The organism is Bradyrhizobium sp. 35 (genome assembly GCF_023073215.1).
Taxonomy (GTDB): Bacteria; Pseudomonadota; Alphaproteobacteria; order Rhizobiales; family Xanthobacteraceae; genus Bradyrhizobium; species Bradyrhizobium canariense_D.
This window is the reverse complement of sequence record NZ_JADPJC010000062.1, coordinates 17,903-34,126: the sequence shown is the minus strand read 5'-3', so window position 1 is coordinate 34,126 and position 16,224 is coordinate 17,903. Positions and strand designations below refer to the sequence as shown.

Here is a 16,224-nt window from a genome sequence, read left to right as displayed (position 1 = left end):
CGTCAATCGCTTCCTCGACTTCCTCGTGGGGGAAGCGCTGATCGTCAGCAATCCCATTGCTGATTTGCGTGCCGAGTACCATGCGAAAAGCGACAAGGCGATCGTACGAGCGCTGCTCGCGCCCGATCCCGATCAGGCACTTGAAGCGCTGCGGCAGTTCCAGCCGTTTGGAAGTGTTCTCGGCGACCTCATGCGCAACCATATCGCGCTGATGCAGGCGAGAGGTTATCGCTATCAGACACAGGCTCGCTGGTTCTGGCGCTTCGATCGCTTCTTGCAGGCGCATCCGGAGTTGGCGGGAGAGCCGGTATCGACCATGTTGCGGCATTGGGCGGCCGCGCGATCAACCGCCAACCATGCCGCCGAATGCGAAAAGCTCGCTCGCGCCTTGGCCAAGGCGCAGCATCATCTCGATCCCGGTAGCAAGCCAAGGCGCCCGGACCCGCGTCCCGCACAGCAGGTCGCGCGGCAATGGCGTCGGCCCTATATCTACAGCCCGGAAGAGGTTCGCCGTCTCCTCGATGTCGCTCGAGCCTACCCTTCTCCACGTTCACCGTTACGGCCGATCAGTCTCTACACCATGCTGGTCCTGACCTATTGCGCGGGACTGCGGCTAGGCGAACTCGCACGCTTGGACCTTGCTGACATCGATCTTCAGGTCGGCACGATCACCGTCCGGGAGACGAAGTTCTTCAAATCGAGAATCCTGCCATTGACTGACAGCCCCTTGTCGGCACTGCGGGAATATCTGGAGGCCAGGCGCAAGGCAAAAGTGCCGCAAAGCCCTGTATCAGGCCTGTTCTGGCACGATAAGGGTAATGCGCGCTACACGTCACACGCGATCGCCGGTTGCCTTGTCGACATCCTGCGGCGTGCCGGACTCAAGCCGGCGAAAGGCAAGACCGGCCCTCGCATCCACGACCTGCGTCACTCGTTTGTGGTGAACCGCATTTCTCGAATGGTACCGCGCCGGCATTAATGCCCAGGACAAGCTTCCATTCCTTGCGACATATCTAGGGCATCGCGATATCCATTCGACGCTGGTTTACATCACAGTCACCCAGGAGCTCCTTCAGCAAGCAAACGAACGCTTCCGGACGTACGCGTCACATTGCCTGCACGCGTCAGAAGGAGTGCGGCCATGAAACCGGTCGACCCGTTCCCAAGGCTGCTTCATGCCTTCTTTTACGAGTGGATGGTTCAGCAGCGAAATGCCTCGGCGCACACCGTTCGATCCTACCGCGACACATGGCGCCTGTTCCTCAGGTTCGTGGCTCAACGCCGACACCGGCCGATAGCCCAACTCACACTGGGCGACCTGACAGCCTTCGAGGTCAAGGCCTTCCTGCAATACACCGAGCAAGAACGCGGAGACACGATCGGCACGCGCAACTGTCGCCTGTCCGCATTGCGCAGCTTCTTCGGCTTCGTTGCTGATCGTGAGCCGACGGCCATCGAGCAATGTACCCAGGTTCTGCACGTGCCCATGAAGAAAGCGCCGATCCATGCGCCGTGCTATCTGGAGCCCGAGGAGGTGAAGGCCATTCTGGCCCAGCCCGATCGCTCGACGAGCGAGGGGCAACGCGATCACGCGTTCTTCTCCTTCCTCTACAATACCGGCGCGCGCATCCAGGAGGCGCTCGATGTTTGCCCGCGGGCGATCCGGTTCGACTCACCAACCTGCGTGCGTCTTTACGGTAAGGGACGAAAAGAGCGGCTGAGCCCTCTTTGGCCAGAAACCGTGTCGTTGCGGCATGACCTACAAGAGACATCGATTACTCGAAGTGCTACGTATCAGCCAACATCACTGGGGCCAGCCGCTTGTCCTTCACTATCAGGAATCCAACAGTCGAAGAGCTGCCAGCACTCTCGTCACTTTGCTTCCGCTCGAAAGCCGTGTGGGGATATGACAACGACTCATGGAAGCATGCCGTCGGGAACTCTCCATTGAACCATCTGACTTGCGATCAACATCGATTGCGGTTGCAGAAAAAAACGGCAAAATCGTCGGCGTCGTGCAGATTAAGATCGTGGGAAGCGAAGCAGATTTGCTCAAGCTGTTCGTCGAACCGACAACACTGCGTGACGGTGTCGGCAAGGCACTTTTTGCCTGGGCCGCCGAGCAAGCAGTAAGCCGAGGTGCCGATCGCCTTGTGATCGAGGCCGACCCAGGCGCGGCGCCCTTCTACAGGCGAATGGGGGCCAAAGATCGTGGCTTCGCGTCGTCCGGCTCGATACCCGGAAGGACGCTACCAAGGCTAGTCAAGGAACTGCGACCGATACCTTGAGCGAAATCGTGGGCATGCACCCTCGACCAGATTTGAAAAACAGCCGAGGGTCTCATGTCGGAAATAATGCGCAGCATATCGCAGGCCCTTTTAGCCGATCTCCACAAGCCGGCTCCGCTAGAAAATCGTCCTTCACATTATGATCTGCTGCTGATTACTTGAAGTCCTACGTGAAGACAGTCGGGCCATCGTGCGTGCCGCCTCACAGGCGAGCAAGGCCGTGGACTATTTGCTCGGTTTCGTTCCCGGGTCCATTGAGCCCGCATCGCTGGAGCCGGCTGTCGCCGATCACGAGACGGCGTGATGCTTGGCCTGGTGGCTGCGCGAGAGTGAGAGGAGGGGAGGCTGTTCGCGACGGGTTGGAAGCCGAGAGAGAGTCTCACGGCCGCTCGTCGTGGAGAGCCAAAATGACGAAAGCCGTACAAAAGATCACGCTGTCGCCTTCCCGGGACATCCCCTTCAACAAACTCGTGCTCAGCCAGTCGAACGTTCGCCGCGTCAAGGCCGGTGTTTCGATCGAGCAGCTAGCCGAGAGCATCGCGCAGCGTACGCTTCTGCAAAGTCTGAGTGTCCGGGCCGTCGTCGATGCAGATGGCAACGAGACCGGCATGTTCGAGGTGCCGGCGGGCGGCCGGCGCTATCGCGCTCTCGAGCTCCTTGTGAAACAGAAGCGGATGTCGAAGACGCAGGCAGTGCCGTGCGTCGTTCGCGAAGGGGGCGTTGCCGCGGACGATTCCGTGGCGGAGAACGATGAGCGGGTCGGCCTGTTAGGTTCTGCCAACAACTTGTCCTGTTAAGTTCGCGGGCCTGTCATCGTCATCACTCATATTCGCGGGCATTCGAGGAGGGCACACAGACGTCCGGGTCAAGCGTTCCCGCAGCGTAGCGAGGACAACGCTTGACGCGGCGGCGACACCACAAACTAGTCAAATGGTTGCAGGCGAAGTCCTGCAACCCTGCCACGTGGCGAACGGGAGAGCGCGAGGGGAACCCCTCGCATTCAAAGAGAAGAGTGCGCCGCAGGCGCTCCGCTTAGATAACAACCGGTTCGGGAAGCTGTCTTCTTTGTTGCTGTACAGGGAGTTGCGCCCAGCGCGGTGTCCTTTGCCGTTTCGAACGGCTAGGACCAAAGAGGACAGTATGGTGCGGATCATCAAGGCGGCGATGGGCTATGCCGCAATCCCAGCCGGGTTTCCTATACTGGTGTCGGAACGGATGGCGATTATTGAGCCGGCATTCGCCTGGCTGATGGAGCTGGCTACGATTCCGGGCCGCTCGCATGCGGCGGAAACGATACGGACCTATTGCGAGCACCTGCATGATTGGTTCGACAGTCTGGAGCAATCTGGTCTCGACTGGCGCGCGGTGAGCGAAGCGGAGATTGCGGTGTGGCGCAATCGCATGCTGTCGCAGCCGAGTCCGCATACGAAGCGGCCATATGCGCGGTCGACCGTGAATGATCGGGTTCGTACGGTCTGCCGGTTTTATGCCTGGGCGCAGGGACGCGGCTGGATCGAGGCCTTGCCGTTCCACTTTGTCGACGTGCGGGTGGGCCCTGGCCGGCGACAATCGTTCCTTGCGCATGTCGATGCGCGCCATGTCGTGGCGGCGAACATCCTGACAGTCGCCGAGCATGAGCGCTTGCCGCGACCATTGCGGGTCGATCAGTTGCGCCGGATCTTCGCCCAGTTGGAGATGCCCTACCGCCTGATGGCGGAATGGGCGCTGGCGACGGGATTACGGCGCAAGGAGCTTTGCGGCTTGGCTGTCTTCCAGGTCCCGGAGACGGCACATCTCGATGACGAGGACCATCCGCTGGTCGGCGTGCCCTTGACGATCACCAAGGGCGACAAGCCTCGCACGATCTACCCACCGATCCGCCTGGTTGACCGCACGCAACGCTATATCAACGAAGTGCGCACGCCGCAGGTTCGAGCATTGCGTCGCCAACGGTCGGATTATCGACCACCATCGGCGCTCTTCCTCAATCTTCAGGGAAATGCGATCCGCAAGAGCCGATTGACGGCGGTGTTTGCGGAAGCCTTCCGGGCCGCCGGTGTGGCGGGTTCGCTGCATTGGTTGCGCCATACCTTTGCGATGACCATGCTGGTGCGATTACAGCGACAGGCATCAATCACGCCTGACCTCAATCCGCTGAAGATCGTCCAGGTCCTGCTGGGGCACAGTTCGATCCAGAGCACGGCGATCTACCTGCGCTGCGTCGAGCTGAATGCCCGGGAACTCGCCGACAGCATCGACTATCTCTACGGCGAGTTGATCCCCGATGGCCGGTAAGCGTGAGCGTATCGACCGGCGTCTATCGGCTGCGTCACCGATCGTGCTGGAGCAGCCGGCCGATACCGTCGCCGTCTTCCGTGACGGTTGGGGCGAGGTCGCAAAGCGCTACGATCTCGGCAAGCTTGGTTTGCCGACAGACATTGCGATGCTTCTGGCGGACGCCTTCCGCAATCATCATGCCGCATCGAGCTCCGACACGCTGCGTCATTGCTGGATGGCGCTGCGCGTCTTCGCGCGCTTTGCGGTGGAGGACGGGCATGTTCATTCTGCCGGGGATCTGACCACCGCAATGATCGGGCGCTATGTCGCCTGGCTGGATCAACAGATCGCGGGACAGACGAACAAGCCCTGGTCGAAGGGGTCGCGGGCGAATGTGCTGATGCAGCTGCGCCAGATGATCGACTGGACCAAGCGTCGGCATCCAGCCCGGTTGCCCGGGCGCATCGACTTCCCCTGGCGGGCCTGGCCGAACCGCAATGCCGATTCCCGCGCACGCCTTGGCGGAGACGACCTTAAAGCCATCCTTCGCGCTTGTTACGAGGAGATCGACGAGGCTTGGGAGCGCTTCGAAACGGGGCGAAGGATCCTCGCCACGAGCGGACCGGTAGATGGTGTCGATGCTGAACTGTGCGACCCGATCCGGGCGCTCGCCCGGGCGAATGACGGCGTCCTGCCATCGCGCACTCTCGCGATCCGAAGCCAGGTCAACATATCGGCAGTCGCGCGTCATGGAGGACTTCGTCATCTCGGTGGCTATCTTCACCTGACCGGAGAAACGGTCGTTGCCTTCTTCATCGCCCTTGCGATCCCGACGGCAGGCAATCCGGACGCGCTGCGGCTGATCACACGCGAATGCCAGGTGGCGCATCCACTCGATGAGCATCGCGTCATCATCGAGTGGGCCAAGCCCCGGGCCGGACGGATGATTAAGCGCGCGCAAAGACGATCCTTCGATCGCCGTCGCCGGTATGCCGCGCCGAACCTGATCGACAGGCTGTTGGCGATGACGGCGCCACTTGTATCTCGAGCCGGCCGACAGGATCGAAATCGTTTGTTCCTGGTGAAGAGCGAGAAGAAGGACACAGTCACGCTCATTCCCGAGGCGACATTGTCGCACGCCGTGAAACCGTTCGTCAGCCGTTCGAACGCTCGGATCGCCATCTGGAATAAGGCAGCACCCGAACGGGCACGGCCTTTGCTGCCGGAGTTTGCCGCCGTGCTGCTTCGAGGCAGCGTCGCCACCGAACATTACAAGGCATCCGGCGGCGATATCGTCGTGACACAGGACGTGCTCAATCACGCTCGCGTCGACACGACCGAACTTTACATCAAGGGGCCGCAGACGCGCTGTGTCCAGCGCGAGGCCATCGCCAGATTGCAGGACCTGATGCTCGGCTGGATTATCGGCAGGGAGACCGACACCGGGGATCATCCGGCGCGCGAGCGGATTGCCCTGGGTGCCAACGCGAGTGCCCCGTTCAGCCATGATTGTCTCAATCCGATTGCGGGGACGTCACCCGGCTCGATGGCTGGCAGGGTCTGCCGGCACTTCGGCGGATGTCTGCGCTGCCCTGGACTGGTCATCCCGATCGACGCGGAACACATGGCGCGCATTCTTCAGGCAATCAGCGAACTGGAGCGGGCGCGTGAATGCCTCGATCCGCGCCGCTTTGAGCTTCTGTACGCATCGAGCTTGCGCATTCTGGTCGACGACATCCTGTCGGACTTCCCGCAATCCCTGCGCGCGGAGGCCGAAAGTCGAATGATGACGCTGCCAACACTTCCGGCGCTGGAGTGAACGATGGCGACTTCCACGGCATTCGCTCTTCCCGCCGCGACACGTTCGCCACCTCGGATCTCGGCACGCTCGGTGTGGTCGGATCAGGTCTGGCATCTCGACGGATACCGCCCGGGCGGCAACCGGAGTGACTTCTCGCTCGACTGGGGCTTTATCCTTGCTGACGACAGCCGGTTCAGCGAACCGCACTGGACAGATTGGCGAGAGGCGGCAAAGCTGTTCCTGTGGAGCCTGAAGCTGGACCCGCCGCCCGGCCGTCGCAATGTCCATGAGGCAACCATCGTCTCCGTCTTCAAGGATTTGCGGATACTGATCCGCTGGATGGCAGCGCAAGGATATCGGCGCTTCGTCGATCTCGATCGCGACGCTTGCGAGCGGTTCTTAGCATCGATGGCGACGCGCCCGGGCAAAGAGATGGATAAGCCCCTGAAGTCGGGGACGTTGCAAAAATACGCCAACCTGCTGACACGTCTTTACCTGCAGGGGGCGAAGTTCCCGGAAGTGGCGATCGCTGATCCGTTCCCGGGCATTGGGAAGCCTGTGCTCCGTCATGATCGCGGTTGGCTGTCCTATACGCCCGATGAGATCGCCGTCCCGCTTGTCTCGGCAGCGTTGCGACTGATCGGAGCCCCGGCTGATGATGTCATCGCGTTGCAGACGCTGGCGCAGACCGTTTATGACGATGCGCTTGCGCAGGGGATCAGCCAGACGAAGGCTGGCTTCATCGTGACCGACGCGATCGCCGCGTTCACATTCTCGACGTTACCCGGCGAGGACGCGCCATGGCATGCCGCACCTGTCAGCAGCACCAAGCAGGTGCGGTATCTTGTCGATCGCATCTACGACGCCTGCTTCGTCGTCATTGCCTATCTGATCGGCGCCCGGGTCTCGGAGATTATCGGGCTTCAAGTCGGCTGCATCGAGCAGTATCCGTCAGGTGATGGCAGCGAACGCTTCGCCTATCTCGTTGGCCGGATCTACAAGACAGCACGCGGCGCTGATGGCGAGGCCCATCGCTGGGTCGCGCCGCCGCCGGTCGAACGCGCCATCCTGGTCATGGAACGGGTGTCGGCCCGCTTGCGCGCCCAAAGCGGGCGGCCCGATCTCTTTCTGGCGATGGCCAGCAACGGCCTTATTGGTCCCGCCGCCCGGATTAATTTGCCCGTCGTCTCCACGATCATATCGCGGTTGAACAACCAGTTGGCGCCGTTCATCGCTCTGCCGCATCATGAGGGTGAGCCCTGGCATCTGAACACGCATCAGGGCCGAAAGACCTTCGCCCGTTTCGTCGGCAAGCGCGACCGGACCGGCCTGCATGCGCTTCAGGCGCACTTCGGTCATGTCACCCGTGCGATGACCGATCGCGGTTATGTTGGGACCGACTTCGCTCTCGACGATCTTATCGATCGCCATGCTCAGGAGGAAACGCGCGCCGCCCTCGAAGAGGTGCTGACGGCGACAGCGCTTGGCGGCAAGGGCGGGCGGATGATTGCCGCTCGCTCGCAGTTCCGGGGACGCACGCGTGACGGCGATGTCCAGGCCTATGTCAGCTTCCTTATGAAGGAGACCGACCTCAGGCTCGGGGTCTGTGACTGGGGTTATTGCGTCTACCGTGTCGAAACCGCTGCCTGCTTCGGCGACGAGCGGGGACCGAACCCTGTGCTGAGAACCGAAAGCACCTGTCTGTCCTGCGCCAACTTTGCCGTCACGGCCAGGCATAGGCCGGTCTGGCAGGCGCGCCGGGATCGCAATGCTGGCCTGCTTGATCACCCCGGGCTGGACCCCATCAGCCGGAAAGTTGCCGAAACGCGCATTGCTGAATGAGATCGCATCCTCGGCGATCTCGATCACGGGAAGGATGGTCGCGATGGTGCGTAAATCCAGCGAGACGCCGGCGCTGACGCCGCACGAAAAACGCCTGCGCAACACGGATCGCAAGCTGCGGGAAGCTCTGGAGCGCCTGGTTAAGGGACTGCCCACACACCCGGACCTGCAAAAGCGATCCTACCGTCTGACCGTTGCCGCGCTCGCACGTGAGGCGCGTGTCGGCCGCAACGCGATCTACACCAATCATCGTTCGATGATCGACGAGTTGCGTCGCGCCAGCGATCGCAGGATCGTCCCCGAGAAGCTGGCGGCCTGGGAAGACAAACTCGCCCAGCAGCGCGCTCTGATCCAGGTCTTGCAGATCGAGGAGCGGCGTATGGTGACGGAAAATGCCGTCCTGCTGAAGCGCATCCTCGAAGCCGAAACGGAGGTTGAGCGGCAGAAGCGTCATAATGCCCGCCTGATCACTGAGCGCGATCGCGCCATGAAGCCGGTGGCCCTCCCGCGCGGGCCAAAATCCTGACGTCGTTTACGATTGCCGGTTCGTGTCGCTGCGCTCGTCGAAGGACAATTGTCGCCCCATCCATTGCCTGCGACAATCATGCGCGGCATGATCTGCGGCATGCTTGACCCCTTCGATCCAGATAGCTTCATTGTGCGCGCCGAGGTTCATATCCTTGGCATCGAGCCCAAGATCAGCCGCACTCTCGAACTGCCAATCACTCTCAACCTCGCCCAACTCCACGAGGTGCTGCAGGCCGCCTTTGGCTGGACCGACAGCCATTTGCATCAGTTCAATATTGGCGGTCTTATCTATGGAGCCCCGGAGTTCGATGAGGACGGTCTGTCCGACAGCCGGACCTTCGAGGCGACCGAGGTCAGGATGATCGACCTTCACTTTCCCTACGATCCCGAGGAAAACCCTCTCACGATCCTCTACGAATACGACTTTGGCGATAATTGGCGTCATCTGCTGCGCTTGGAGCGAGTCGCACGCGAGGAGAGCGCCGAATATCCTCGCTGTATCGCCGCCGCACGCTCAGGACCTCCCGAAGACGCTGGTGGGCCTTCAGGCTATGCCAACTTCCTCGAGGCCTGGCTCGACCCCGACCATGAAGAACACAAAGCCATGCATCGATGGGCTGGCGGCAAGTTCCACCCGGAGTCCTGCAATCTCGACGACATCAACAAGGCTATCGCCAAAGCACTACGCTTATCAAAGGGCGACTATCGCTTCCGTCGAGAAAGCCATCGTGATTGACACCAAACGGCAACGCTTCAGCGCCAAAGATACACCCAAAATGCAAGGCGTAACCAGAAAGGTAAAAGAATCAACGCCATGCAGCTAACAGGACAGTTGACGCATAACCTAACCGCTGCACCCGCTCGACCAATTCCGCGCGTTCCAGGCTCTGCGCGAGAAGGGCAAGACCGAAGAGGACATCGCCGCCGGCTTCTTCACCTCGGTCAACGTGGTGAAGCAACGCCTGCGACTCGCCTCGGTTTCGCCCGCGCTGCTCGACATCTATGCCGAGGACGGCATGTCGCTTGAGCAGTTGATGGCCTTCACCGTCACCGCGGATCATGGCCGTCAGGAGCAGGTCTGGCAGGCTATCTCCAGCTCTTGGCAGAAGGAGCCCTATCAGATCCGCCGCATGCTGACGGAGAAGACGGTGCGCGCCTCCGACCGGCGCGCCGTATTTGTTGGCCTCGACGCCTACGAGGCGATCGGTGGCGTGGTGCTGCGCGACCTGTTCCAGTCCGACGACGGCGGCTGGCTCGAGGACGTCGCTCTGCTCGACCGTCTGGTCGCTGAGAAGTTGAAAGCGGAGGCGAAAACGATCGCCGCCGAAGGCTGGAGGTGGATCGAGGTCGCCATCGACTTCCCCTACGGCCATACTCGCGATTTGCGCGAGCTGGACGGCGTGCCTGCTGATCTTTCGGCCGAAGAGCAGGCGACCATCGAGGCGCTTAAGGCCGAATACGCCAGGCTCGAAGCCGAGCATGAGAGCGTGGATGAGTTGCCCGACGAGATTGACCAGCGACTCGGCGAAATTGAGACGGCTCTCGCCGCCTTCGACGATCGGCCCGTCATCTATCAGCCGGCCGACGTCGCCCGCGCGGGTGTCTTCGTCGGCATCGACGCCCAAGGTGCGCTCTTGGTGGATCGTGGTTACGTCCGGTCCGAGGACGAAGTGCCCACGGCCGAGCCAGAGAACAGCGATGCCGAAGCCGCTGTCGCGGCGCTTGACGGCGCCGAACCATCATCGCCGGTTATCCAGCGCGCTGTGATCACCATCGGCGGGCAAGTTGCCGAGCCCGAGGACGAGGATGATGATGGGGTGAAGCCGTTGCCGGACCGCCTGCTGACCGAGCTCACGGCAGAGCGGACGCTGGCGCTGCGCGACAAGCTGGCGACCACGCCGTCGGTCGCCTTCCAGGCGGTCCTGCACAAGTTCTGCCTCGACGTCTTCTCCCGGTATTCCTCCTATGGAACGGCGATGGAGATCTCCTTGCGCAGCGCCAGCTTCCCGGTGCAGGCGCAGGGACTGAAGGACACACCGGCAGCCAAAGCGATCGATGCGCGCCACAAGGCGTGGGAGGAGCGCCTGCCGAAGGACAAGGCCGATCTCTGGGACTGGCTCATCAGTCTCACGGGCGACGAGCAGGCGGCGCTCTTTGCGCACTGCGCCTCGTTCGGCGTCAACGCGCTCTACGAGAAAGGCGACCGCTACGGCGGCGGCGCCACCCAGCACATGGTCGAGCAGCGGATCACCGAGGCCGATCGCATCGCCCGGGCCGTCGACCTCAACATGGTGGGGTCCGGTTGGCGCCCGACCGTCGAAAACTATCTCGGCCGCGTGCCGAAGCGCCGCATCCTGGAGGCGGTGCTGGAGGGTGCCGGCGAGCGGGCCGCCCAGCTCCTCGACCATCTGAAGAAGGGTGACATGGCCAAAGAGGCCGAACGCCTTCTGGCCGAGACCGGCTGGCTGCCCGAGCCCCTGCGAATGACGGGCGCGGCCCAGGCAGCGAGCGTCGACGCCGCCGAACCCGAGGGCGATGGCGAGGCGCTGCCGGAATTCCTTAGCCGTGACGACGAGGAAACTCCGGCCGATCAGGCGGACGATTCGCGCATGATTGCTGCCGAGTAGAAGCACTGGCTGGGGCGACGATCTTCGCCCCAGCCTATTTTTATGCGCTGCGAGCCATCTGTGGCTGGACCTTCAGGCCGTCGATCCAGATCGCGATCCTGCCGGCGGCGACGAGGCCGGACGTTTCCGCCACGAACCGCCGTACCGCCCGCGTGTGGCTTACTTCGAAGCGATGTCGATAGCCTTGGGCTACGGCGCGATCGGTAAAGCCTTTCAAAGCAGCAAACCCTGCCGCTTCCTGGATCTCGAACTGAACCCTCCACCGCGTGCGTCGCGGCCGAACATCATCGAGCACCTCGACGCTGATACGGTGCTTACTCCCGCTGCGAACGGTGACCGGTTCGATCTTCTTGGTGGGAAACTTCAGAATTTGAGCCATCAAATCCTCCTTCATTGTGCGAAGCGGTTCGATGGTCTTGTCGGGGCTCGTGAACCGCATGCCGAGACCCGCGCCCCGTGCACAGGCGCGGAGGCAGGTCAGCGGCAGCCTGTTGACCAGGCCATTCAGCTCTTGAGGCTCGCGCCACAAGCGGTTCTTGCTGCACAGCGCGCAGCGACCCTGACAGAGGTCAAGTAATCTCCTGCCCGCAACGTTTCAAGGCATCTGGCAGAGAGTGAGAGGCGGGCCGGGACGGGTTTGAGGCGGTGCGGTCCGAGAGAGAGCGCCGGCCGGCTTGCCCGTTCCGCTCTCCTTGAGGCTTCCCTTCATGAACCACCTTTTCTCGATTGCGGCCGACGAGGCCGCTCCGAACTCGTCTGCGCGCGCTCCCGAGGATGCCCGCGCCATCATCGCTGCGGCGGAGCAGCTTCTCCCGCATGTCGAGTATGGCCGACGCATCGACAGCGCGCTCTTGCGCGAGGCGATGCAAGAGGCCTTCGGCGCGTCCGATGCGACAGGCGCCTGGGATTGGAAGATGGCCTATGACGCTTGCGAGGTCGCCACCTTCCTGTTCCTGCGCAAATACGGAAAGGCGCTGTTCCGTAAAGCCGATTATCCCGCTTCACGACTGTCCGCCTTGGACAAGATCGCGAGGCTTCTGCCGACCCACACGCGCCGCTCTGCCGAAAGCGAGACTTTCCAGCAATTCTCGACGCCGATTCCGCTCGGCTTGGCTGCGCTGACCGCGGCCGCTGTTACGGCGGCGGACCGCGTGCTGGAGCCCTCCGCTGGCACCGGGCTGCTCGCCATCCTCGCCGAGATCGCCGGGAGCGGTCTAGTGCTGAACGAACTGGCCGAAACCCGGGCCATGTTGCTCTCTTCCCTCTTTCCGGCCATTTCCGTTACGCGCTTCGACGCGGCTCAAATCGACGATCACCTCGATCCCGCCGTCGTCCCGAGTGTCGTGTTGATGAACCCGCCGTTCTCGGCAATGGCGAACGTTTCCGTCCGCATGGCCGACACTGCGTACCGTCACATCGCCTCGGCTCTGGCGCGTCTCGCCGATGGTGGCCGGCTGGTCACGATCACCGGCGCAAACTTCTCACCTGAAGCCTCAGTCTGGCGCGACGCCTTCACCCGATTGCAGGATCGCGGCCGCGTGGTGTTCACCGCGGCGATCGCCGGCGCGGTCTATGCCAAGCACGGCACCACGATCGAGACGCGCCTCACGATCATTGACAAGACGCCGGCCGATGACCCGCACGCGTTCCCGGAGTCGCCTGGAATGGCGCCCGACGTCGCGACGCTGCTCCGTTGGATCGGCGAGCACGCTCCAGCTCGCTTGCCAGTCGCATCAACCAGCGCGCTTCCCGTTTCAGCCTCGCCGGCGCCTCGCACCGTGCGCGGCTATCTCGCCCGGCCGGCCGCCCAGCCGGCCAAGGCGTCGGTTGCCGACCCCGAAGCGGTTGATCTTGTCTACGAGACGATCGATTGGACGCCGCCCGAGGGCGCGCGCCTCAGCGATGCCATCTACGAAGAATACCGGCTCCAATCGATCTGGATCCCCGGCGCGCAGGCGCACCCGACCAAGCTGGTGCAGTCGGCCGCGATGGCCTCGGTCGCGCCGCCGAAGCCGAGCTACAGGCCCCGGCTGCCGGCCAACCTCGTCAGCGGCGGCGTCCTCTCAGATGCCCAGCTTGAGACGGTCATCTATGCCGGCGAGGCGCATGGTAACTATCTCGCCGGCGCCTGGACGGTTGACGAGACCTTCGATCTCGTCACGGCCGCCCGCGACGACGCACCGAACGCCGTCCATTTCCGTCGAGGCTTCATGCTCGGCGATGGGACCGGCGCCGGCAAGGGGCGTCAGTCCGCCGGCATCATTCTCGACAACTGGCTGCAGGGCCGGCGCAAGGCGGTCTGGATATCGAAGTCCGACAAGCTGCTCGAGGACGCGCAGCGCGACTGGTCGGCGCTCGGCATGGAGCGCCTGCTCGTCACGCCGCTCTCGCGCTTCCCTCAAGGGCGCGAGATCCGGTTGGCCGAAGGCGTCCTATTTTTAACCTACGCTACGCTGCGGTCCGACGACCGCGGCGAGAAGCTTTCGCGCGTCCGGCAGATTGTTCAATGGTTGGGCTCCGACTTCAACGGCGACGGCGTCGAATACGAGCTCGTCGAGCACCAGCTCACCGACGAGCAGCGGCGCATCTACGACGCCTACGCCGGTGCCTTCAGCGTCATCCACAATCACCTCGACGCGGCGATGCAGGCCACCAACATCACCGGCGAGACTGGCACGCTCAATCGTCAGGCGAAGTCGGCCGCGCGCTCAGCCTTCGAGTCCGCCAAGCAGCGCTTCTTCGGCCATCTGCTCACCAGCATGAAGACGCCGACCCTGGTCCGCTCGATCGAGCGGGATCTGGCCGAGGGCCATGCCGCCGTCATCCAGATCGTGTCGACTGGCGAGGCGCTGATGGAGCGGCGGCTCGCCGAAATCCCGACCGAGGAATGGAACGACGTGCGCGTGGACATCACGCCGCGCGAGTACGTGCTGGACTACCTCGCCCATTCCTTCCCGGTGCAGCTCTATGAGCCCTTTACCGACGCCGACGGCAATCTCTCGTCCCGGCCCGTCTTCCGCGACGGCCAGCCGGTCGAGAGCCGCGATGCCGTCGCCCGCCGCAATGAGCTGATCGAGCGGCTCGCTTCGCTTCCGCCTGTTCCCGGCGCGCTCGACCAGATCGTGCAGCGTTTCGGCACGGACCTCGTGGCGGAAGTGACCGGCCGATCGCGGCGCGTGGTGCGCAAGGGTGGCCGCCTTGCCGTCGAGAACCGTGCAGCCTCCGCCAATCTCGCAGAGACCGCCGCCTTCATGGATGATCTGAAACGCGTCCTTGTTTTCTCGGAGGCTGGCGGCACGGGCCGCAGCTACCATGCCGAACTCTCGGCGCGGAATCGCCGGCTTCGCGTCCATTATTTGCTCGAGCCGGGCTGGAAGGCCGACGCCGCGATCCAGGGTCTCGGTCGAACGAACCGCACCAATCAGGCGCAGCCGCCTCTGTTCCGGCCGATCGCGACCGACGTGAAGGCGGAGAAGCGCTTCCTCTCGACCATTGCGCGCCGGCTCGACACGCTGGGCGCCATCACGCGCGGCCAGCGCCAGACCGGCGGCCAGGGCCTGTTCCGGCCCGAGGACAATCTTGAGAGCCACTACGCCCGCGCTGCGCTGCGGCAGCTCTATCTGCTGCTCGTGCGCGGCAAGGTGGAAGGCTGCTCGCTCCAGATCTTTGAAGACGCCACGGGTTTGAAACTCACGGACGCGAACGGCATCAAGGACGAACTGCCGCCGATCACGACGTTCCTGAACCGGCTGCTCGCGCTCACCATCGACCTGCAAGGTGTGCTGTTTACGGCCTTCGAGCAGTTGCTGAACGCCAAGGTCGAGGGCGCTATCGCCAGCGGCATCTACGATATCGGCCTGGAGACACTGCAGGCTGAGAGCTTTGTCGTCACCGATCGGCGCCCGATCCGCACGCACCCTGCGACTGGCGCGGAAACCCGGCTGCTCACGATCACCGAACGCCGGCGCAATCGCCCCGTGACGCTGGATCACGCGCTCGATTATCTTGCCGATGCTCGGGCGGTGCTACTGGTCAACGAGCGTTCGGGACGTGCCGCGGTGCAGACCCCCGCGCCGAGCTTTATGCTCGATGACGGCGAGATCGAAAGCCGCGTGCGGCTGATCCGTCCGATGGAGCACCATCATGCTTCAATGATGATGATGCACGAGAGCCACTGGCAGCCTGCGGATCGCGAGACATTCGCCGCGGCATGGAACGGTGAAGTCGTCGACGTCCCCGAGTTCGCCGAGAGCACCCTCCACATCGTCGCCGGCTTGCTGTTGCCGATCTGGAAGCGGCTCCCGAACGATTCGACCCGTGTCTATCGTCTCCAGACCGACGACGGCGAGCGCATCATTGGTCGCAGGGTCGCGCCAGCCTGGGCGGCGAACGCTTGCGCCACCGGCGTCAGCAGCTTGACCCCACAGGAGGCCTTCTCGGCGCTGCTGGAGGGGCGCGCCGTCATCGACCTCGCGGAAGATCTGCAACTCCGTCGTGTTCGCGTGATGGGATCCCATCGCATCGAGTTGTCCGGCTTTACCGATACGATGCGTGACCGGCTGCGCACGTTTGGCCTCTTCAGCGAGATCATCTCGTGGAAGCTGCGCATGTTCGTGCCGACAGACTCGACCGGCGCCGGGGTGTTGGCAAAGGTGCTCGACCATTATCCGCTCAAGCGCATCGGCGAGCGGGAGGCCGCCTGATGGCCCGCGACAATGCCTCCGAACTGGCCCGCCGTCTCGCGCGTGACGCCGAGGCGGTGTGCCGCCATTACCTGTCCAACGGGCGGCGCCAGGGCCGCTACTGGATGGTGGGCGACGTCCGCAATACGCCGGGCCGCTCGATGTTCGTGCGGCTCAAG

12 protein-coding genes and 2 pseudogenes are annotated in these 16,224 nt (G+C 63.0%); 12 read left to right on the top strand and 2 right to left on the bottom strand.

Annotated features, from left to right (window positions below; all coding sequences use genetic code 11):
* From IVB36_RS14405 to IVB36_RS14360, 10 genes and pseudogenes are all read left to right on the top strand, one after another.
* The coding region (locus IVB36_RS14405) for a tyrosine-type recombinase/integrase (protein ID WP_247391978.1) at positions 1–979 on the top strand (979 nt) is incomplete at its 5' end.
* Positions 980–1,141: 162 nt separating this feature from the next.
* Positions 1,142–1,951 carry a site-specific integrase gene (locus IVB36_RS14400; protein ID WP_247391977.1) on the top strand — a complete coding sequence of 270 codons (810 nt, stop codon included), beginning with the start codon at positions 1,142–1,144 and terminating at the stop codon, positions 1,949–1,951.
* The gene (locus IVB36_RS14395) at positions 1,920–2,288 is read left to right on the top strand and encodes a GNAT family N-acetyltransferase (protein ID WP_247391976.1); all 369 of its coding nucleotides are present in this window, start codon (positions 1,920–1,922) and stop codon (positions 2,286–2,288) included. Before IVB36_RS14400 ends, IVB36_RS14395 begins: the two co-directional genes overlap by 32 nt.
* Positions 2,289–2,445: 157 nt before the next feature.
* A pseudogene (locus IVB36_RS14390) lies at positions 2,446–2,592 on the top strand (antirestriction protein ArdC); the annotation flags it as partial.
* Between the two features lie 103 nt (positions 2,593–2,695).
* Positions 2,696–3,055, top strand: a pseudogene (locus tag IVB36_RS14385) (ParB/Srx family N-terminal domain-containing protein); the annotation flags it as partial.
* Positions 3,056–3,428: 373 nt separating this feature from the next.
* Positions 3,429–4,583, top strand: coding sequence for a tyrosine-type recombinase/integrase (locus IVB36_RS14380; protein WP_247391975.1), 1,155 nt, complete (start codon positions 3,429–3,431; stop codon positions 4,581–4,583).
* Between the two features lie 43 nt (positions 4,584–4,626).
* Entirely contained in the window at positions 4,627–6,384 is a 1,758-nt protein-coding gene (locus IVB36_RS14375) for a hypothetical protein (protein ID WP_247391973.1), read from the top strand.
* A gap of 3 nt (positions 6,385–6,387) precedes the next feature.
* Complete coding sequence (locus IVB36_RS14370; RefSeq protein WP_247391972.1) at positions 6,388–8,208, top strand: integrase; 1,821 nt, start codon at positions 6,388–6,390, stop codon at positions 8,206–8,208.
* The gene (locus IVB36_RS14365) at positions 8,198–8,734 is read left to right on the top strand and encodes a hypothetical protein (RefSeq protein WP_247391970.1); all 537 of its coding nucleotides are present in this window, start codon (positions 8,198–8,200) and stop codon (positions 8,732–8,734) included. Before IVB36_RS14370 ends, IVB36_RS14365 begins: the two co-directional genes overlap by 11 nt.
* Positions 8,735–8,821: 87 nt before the next feature.
* Entirely contained in the window at positions 8,822–9,472 is a 651-nt protein-coding gene (locus tag IVB36_RS14360) for a plasmid pRiA4b ORF-3 family protein (protein WP_346731045.1), read from the top strand.
* A 70-nt stretch (positions 9,473–9,542) separates the two neighbouring features.
* Here the strand turns inward: IVB36_RS14360 and IVB36_RS40430 are convergent, their stop codons facing one another.
* On the bottom strand, positions 9,543–9,797 hold the full coding sequence (locus tag IVB36_RS40430; protein WP_247391987.1) for a hypothetical protein: 255 nt from the start codon (positions 9,795–9,797) through the stop codon (positions 9,543–9,545).
* Between IVB36_RS40430 and IVB36_RS14350 the strand changes: the two genes are divergently transcribed.
* Positions 9,684–11,363 carry a DNA-binding protein gene (locus IVB36_RS14350; RefSeq protein WP_247391967.1) on the top strand — a complete coding sequence of 560 codons (1,680 nt, stop codon included), beginning with the start codon at positions 9,684–9,686 and terminating at the stop codon, positions 11,361–11,363. The genes IVB36_RS40430 and IVB36_RS14350 overlap by 114 nt on opposite strands.
* 40 nt (positions 11,364–11,403) lie before the next feature.
* Here the strand turns inward: IVB36_RS14350 and IVB36_RS14345 are convergent, their stop codons facing one another.
* On the bottom strand, positions 11,404–11,892 hold the full coding sequence (locus tag IVB36_RS14345; RefSeq protein ID WP_247391965.1) for a hypothetical protein: 489 nt from the start codon (positions 11,890–11,892) through the stop codon (positions 11,404–11,406).
* A gap of 178 nt (positions 11,893–12,070) precedes the next feature.
* On the opposite strand from IVB36_RS14345, the gene IVB36_RS14340 reads away from it, so the two are divergent.
* A complete protein-coding gene (locus tag IVB36_RS14340; RefSeq protein ID WP_247391964.1) occupies positions 12,071–16,066 on the top strand; it encodes a strawberry notch C-terminal domain-containing protein in 3,996 nt (1,331 codons plus the stop codon).
* The last annotated feature ends 158 nt before the right edge of the window (positions 16,067–16,224 follow it).

Excerpts from the sequence above, each read along its gene's own strand:
- IVB36_RS14400 (WP_247391977.1), top strand. The coding sequence starts at position 1,142 with ATGAAACCGGTCGACCCGTTCCCAAGGCTGCTTCATGCCTTCTTTTAC.
- IVB36_RS14395 (WP_247391976.1), top strand. The coding sequence starts at position 1,920 with ATGGAAGCATGCCGTCGGGAACTCTCCATTGAACCATCTGACTTGCGA.
- IVB36_RS14380 (WP_247391975.1), top strand. The coding sequence starts at position 3,429 with ATGGTGCGGATCATCAAGGCGGCGATGGGCTATGCCGCAATCCCAGCC.
- IVB36_RS14370 (WP_247391972.1), top strand. The coding sequence starts at position 6,388 with ATGGCGACTTCCACGGCATTCGCTCTTCCCGCCGCGACACGTTCGCCA.
- IVB36_RS14360 (WP_346731045.1), top strand. The coding sequence starts at position 8,822 with ATGATCTGCGGCATGCTTGACCCCTTCGATCCAGATAGCTTCATTGTG.
- IVB36_RS40430 (WP_247391987.1), bottom strand. The coding sequence starts at position 9,797 with ATGATCCGCGGTGACGGTGAAGGCCATCAACTGCTCAAGCGACATGCC.
- IVB36_RS14340 (WP_247391964.1), top strand. The coding sequence starts at position 12,071 with ATGAACCACCTTTTCTCGATTGCGGCCGACGAGGCCGCTCCGAACTCG.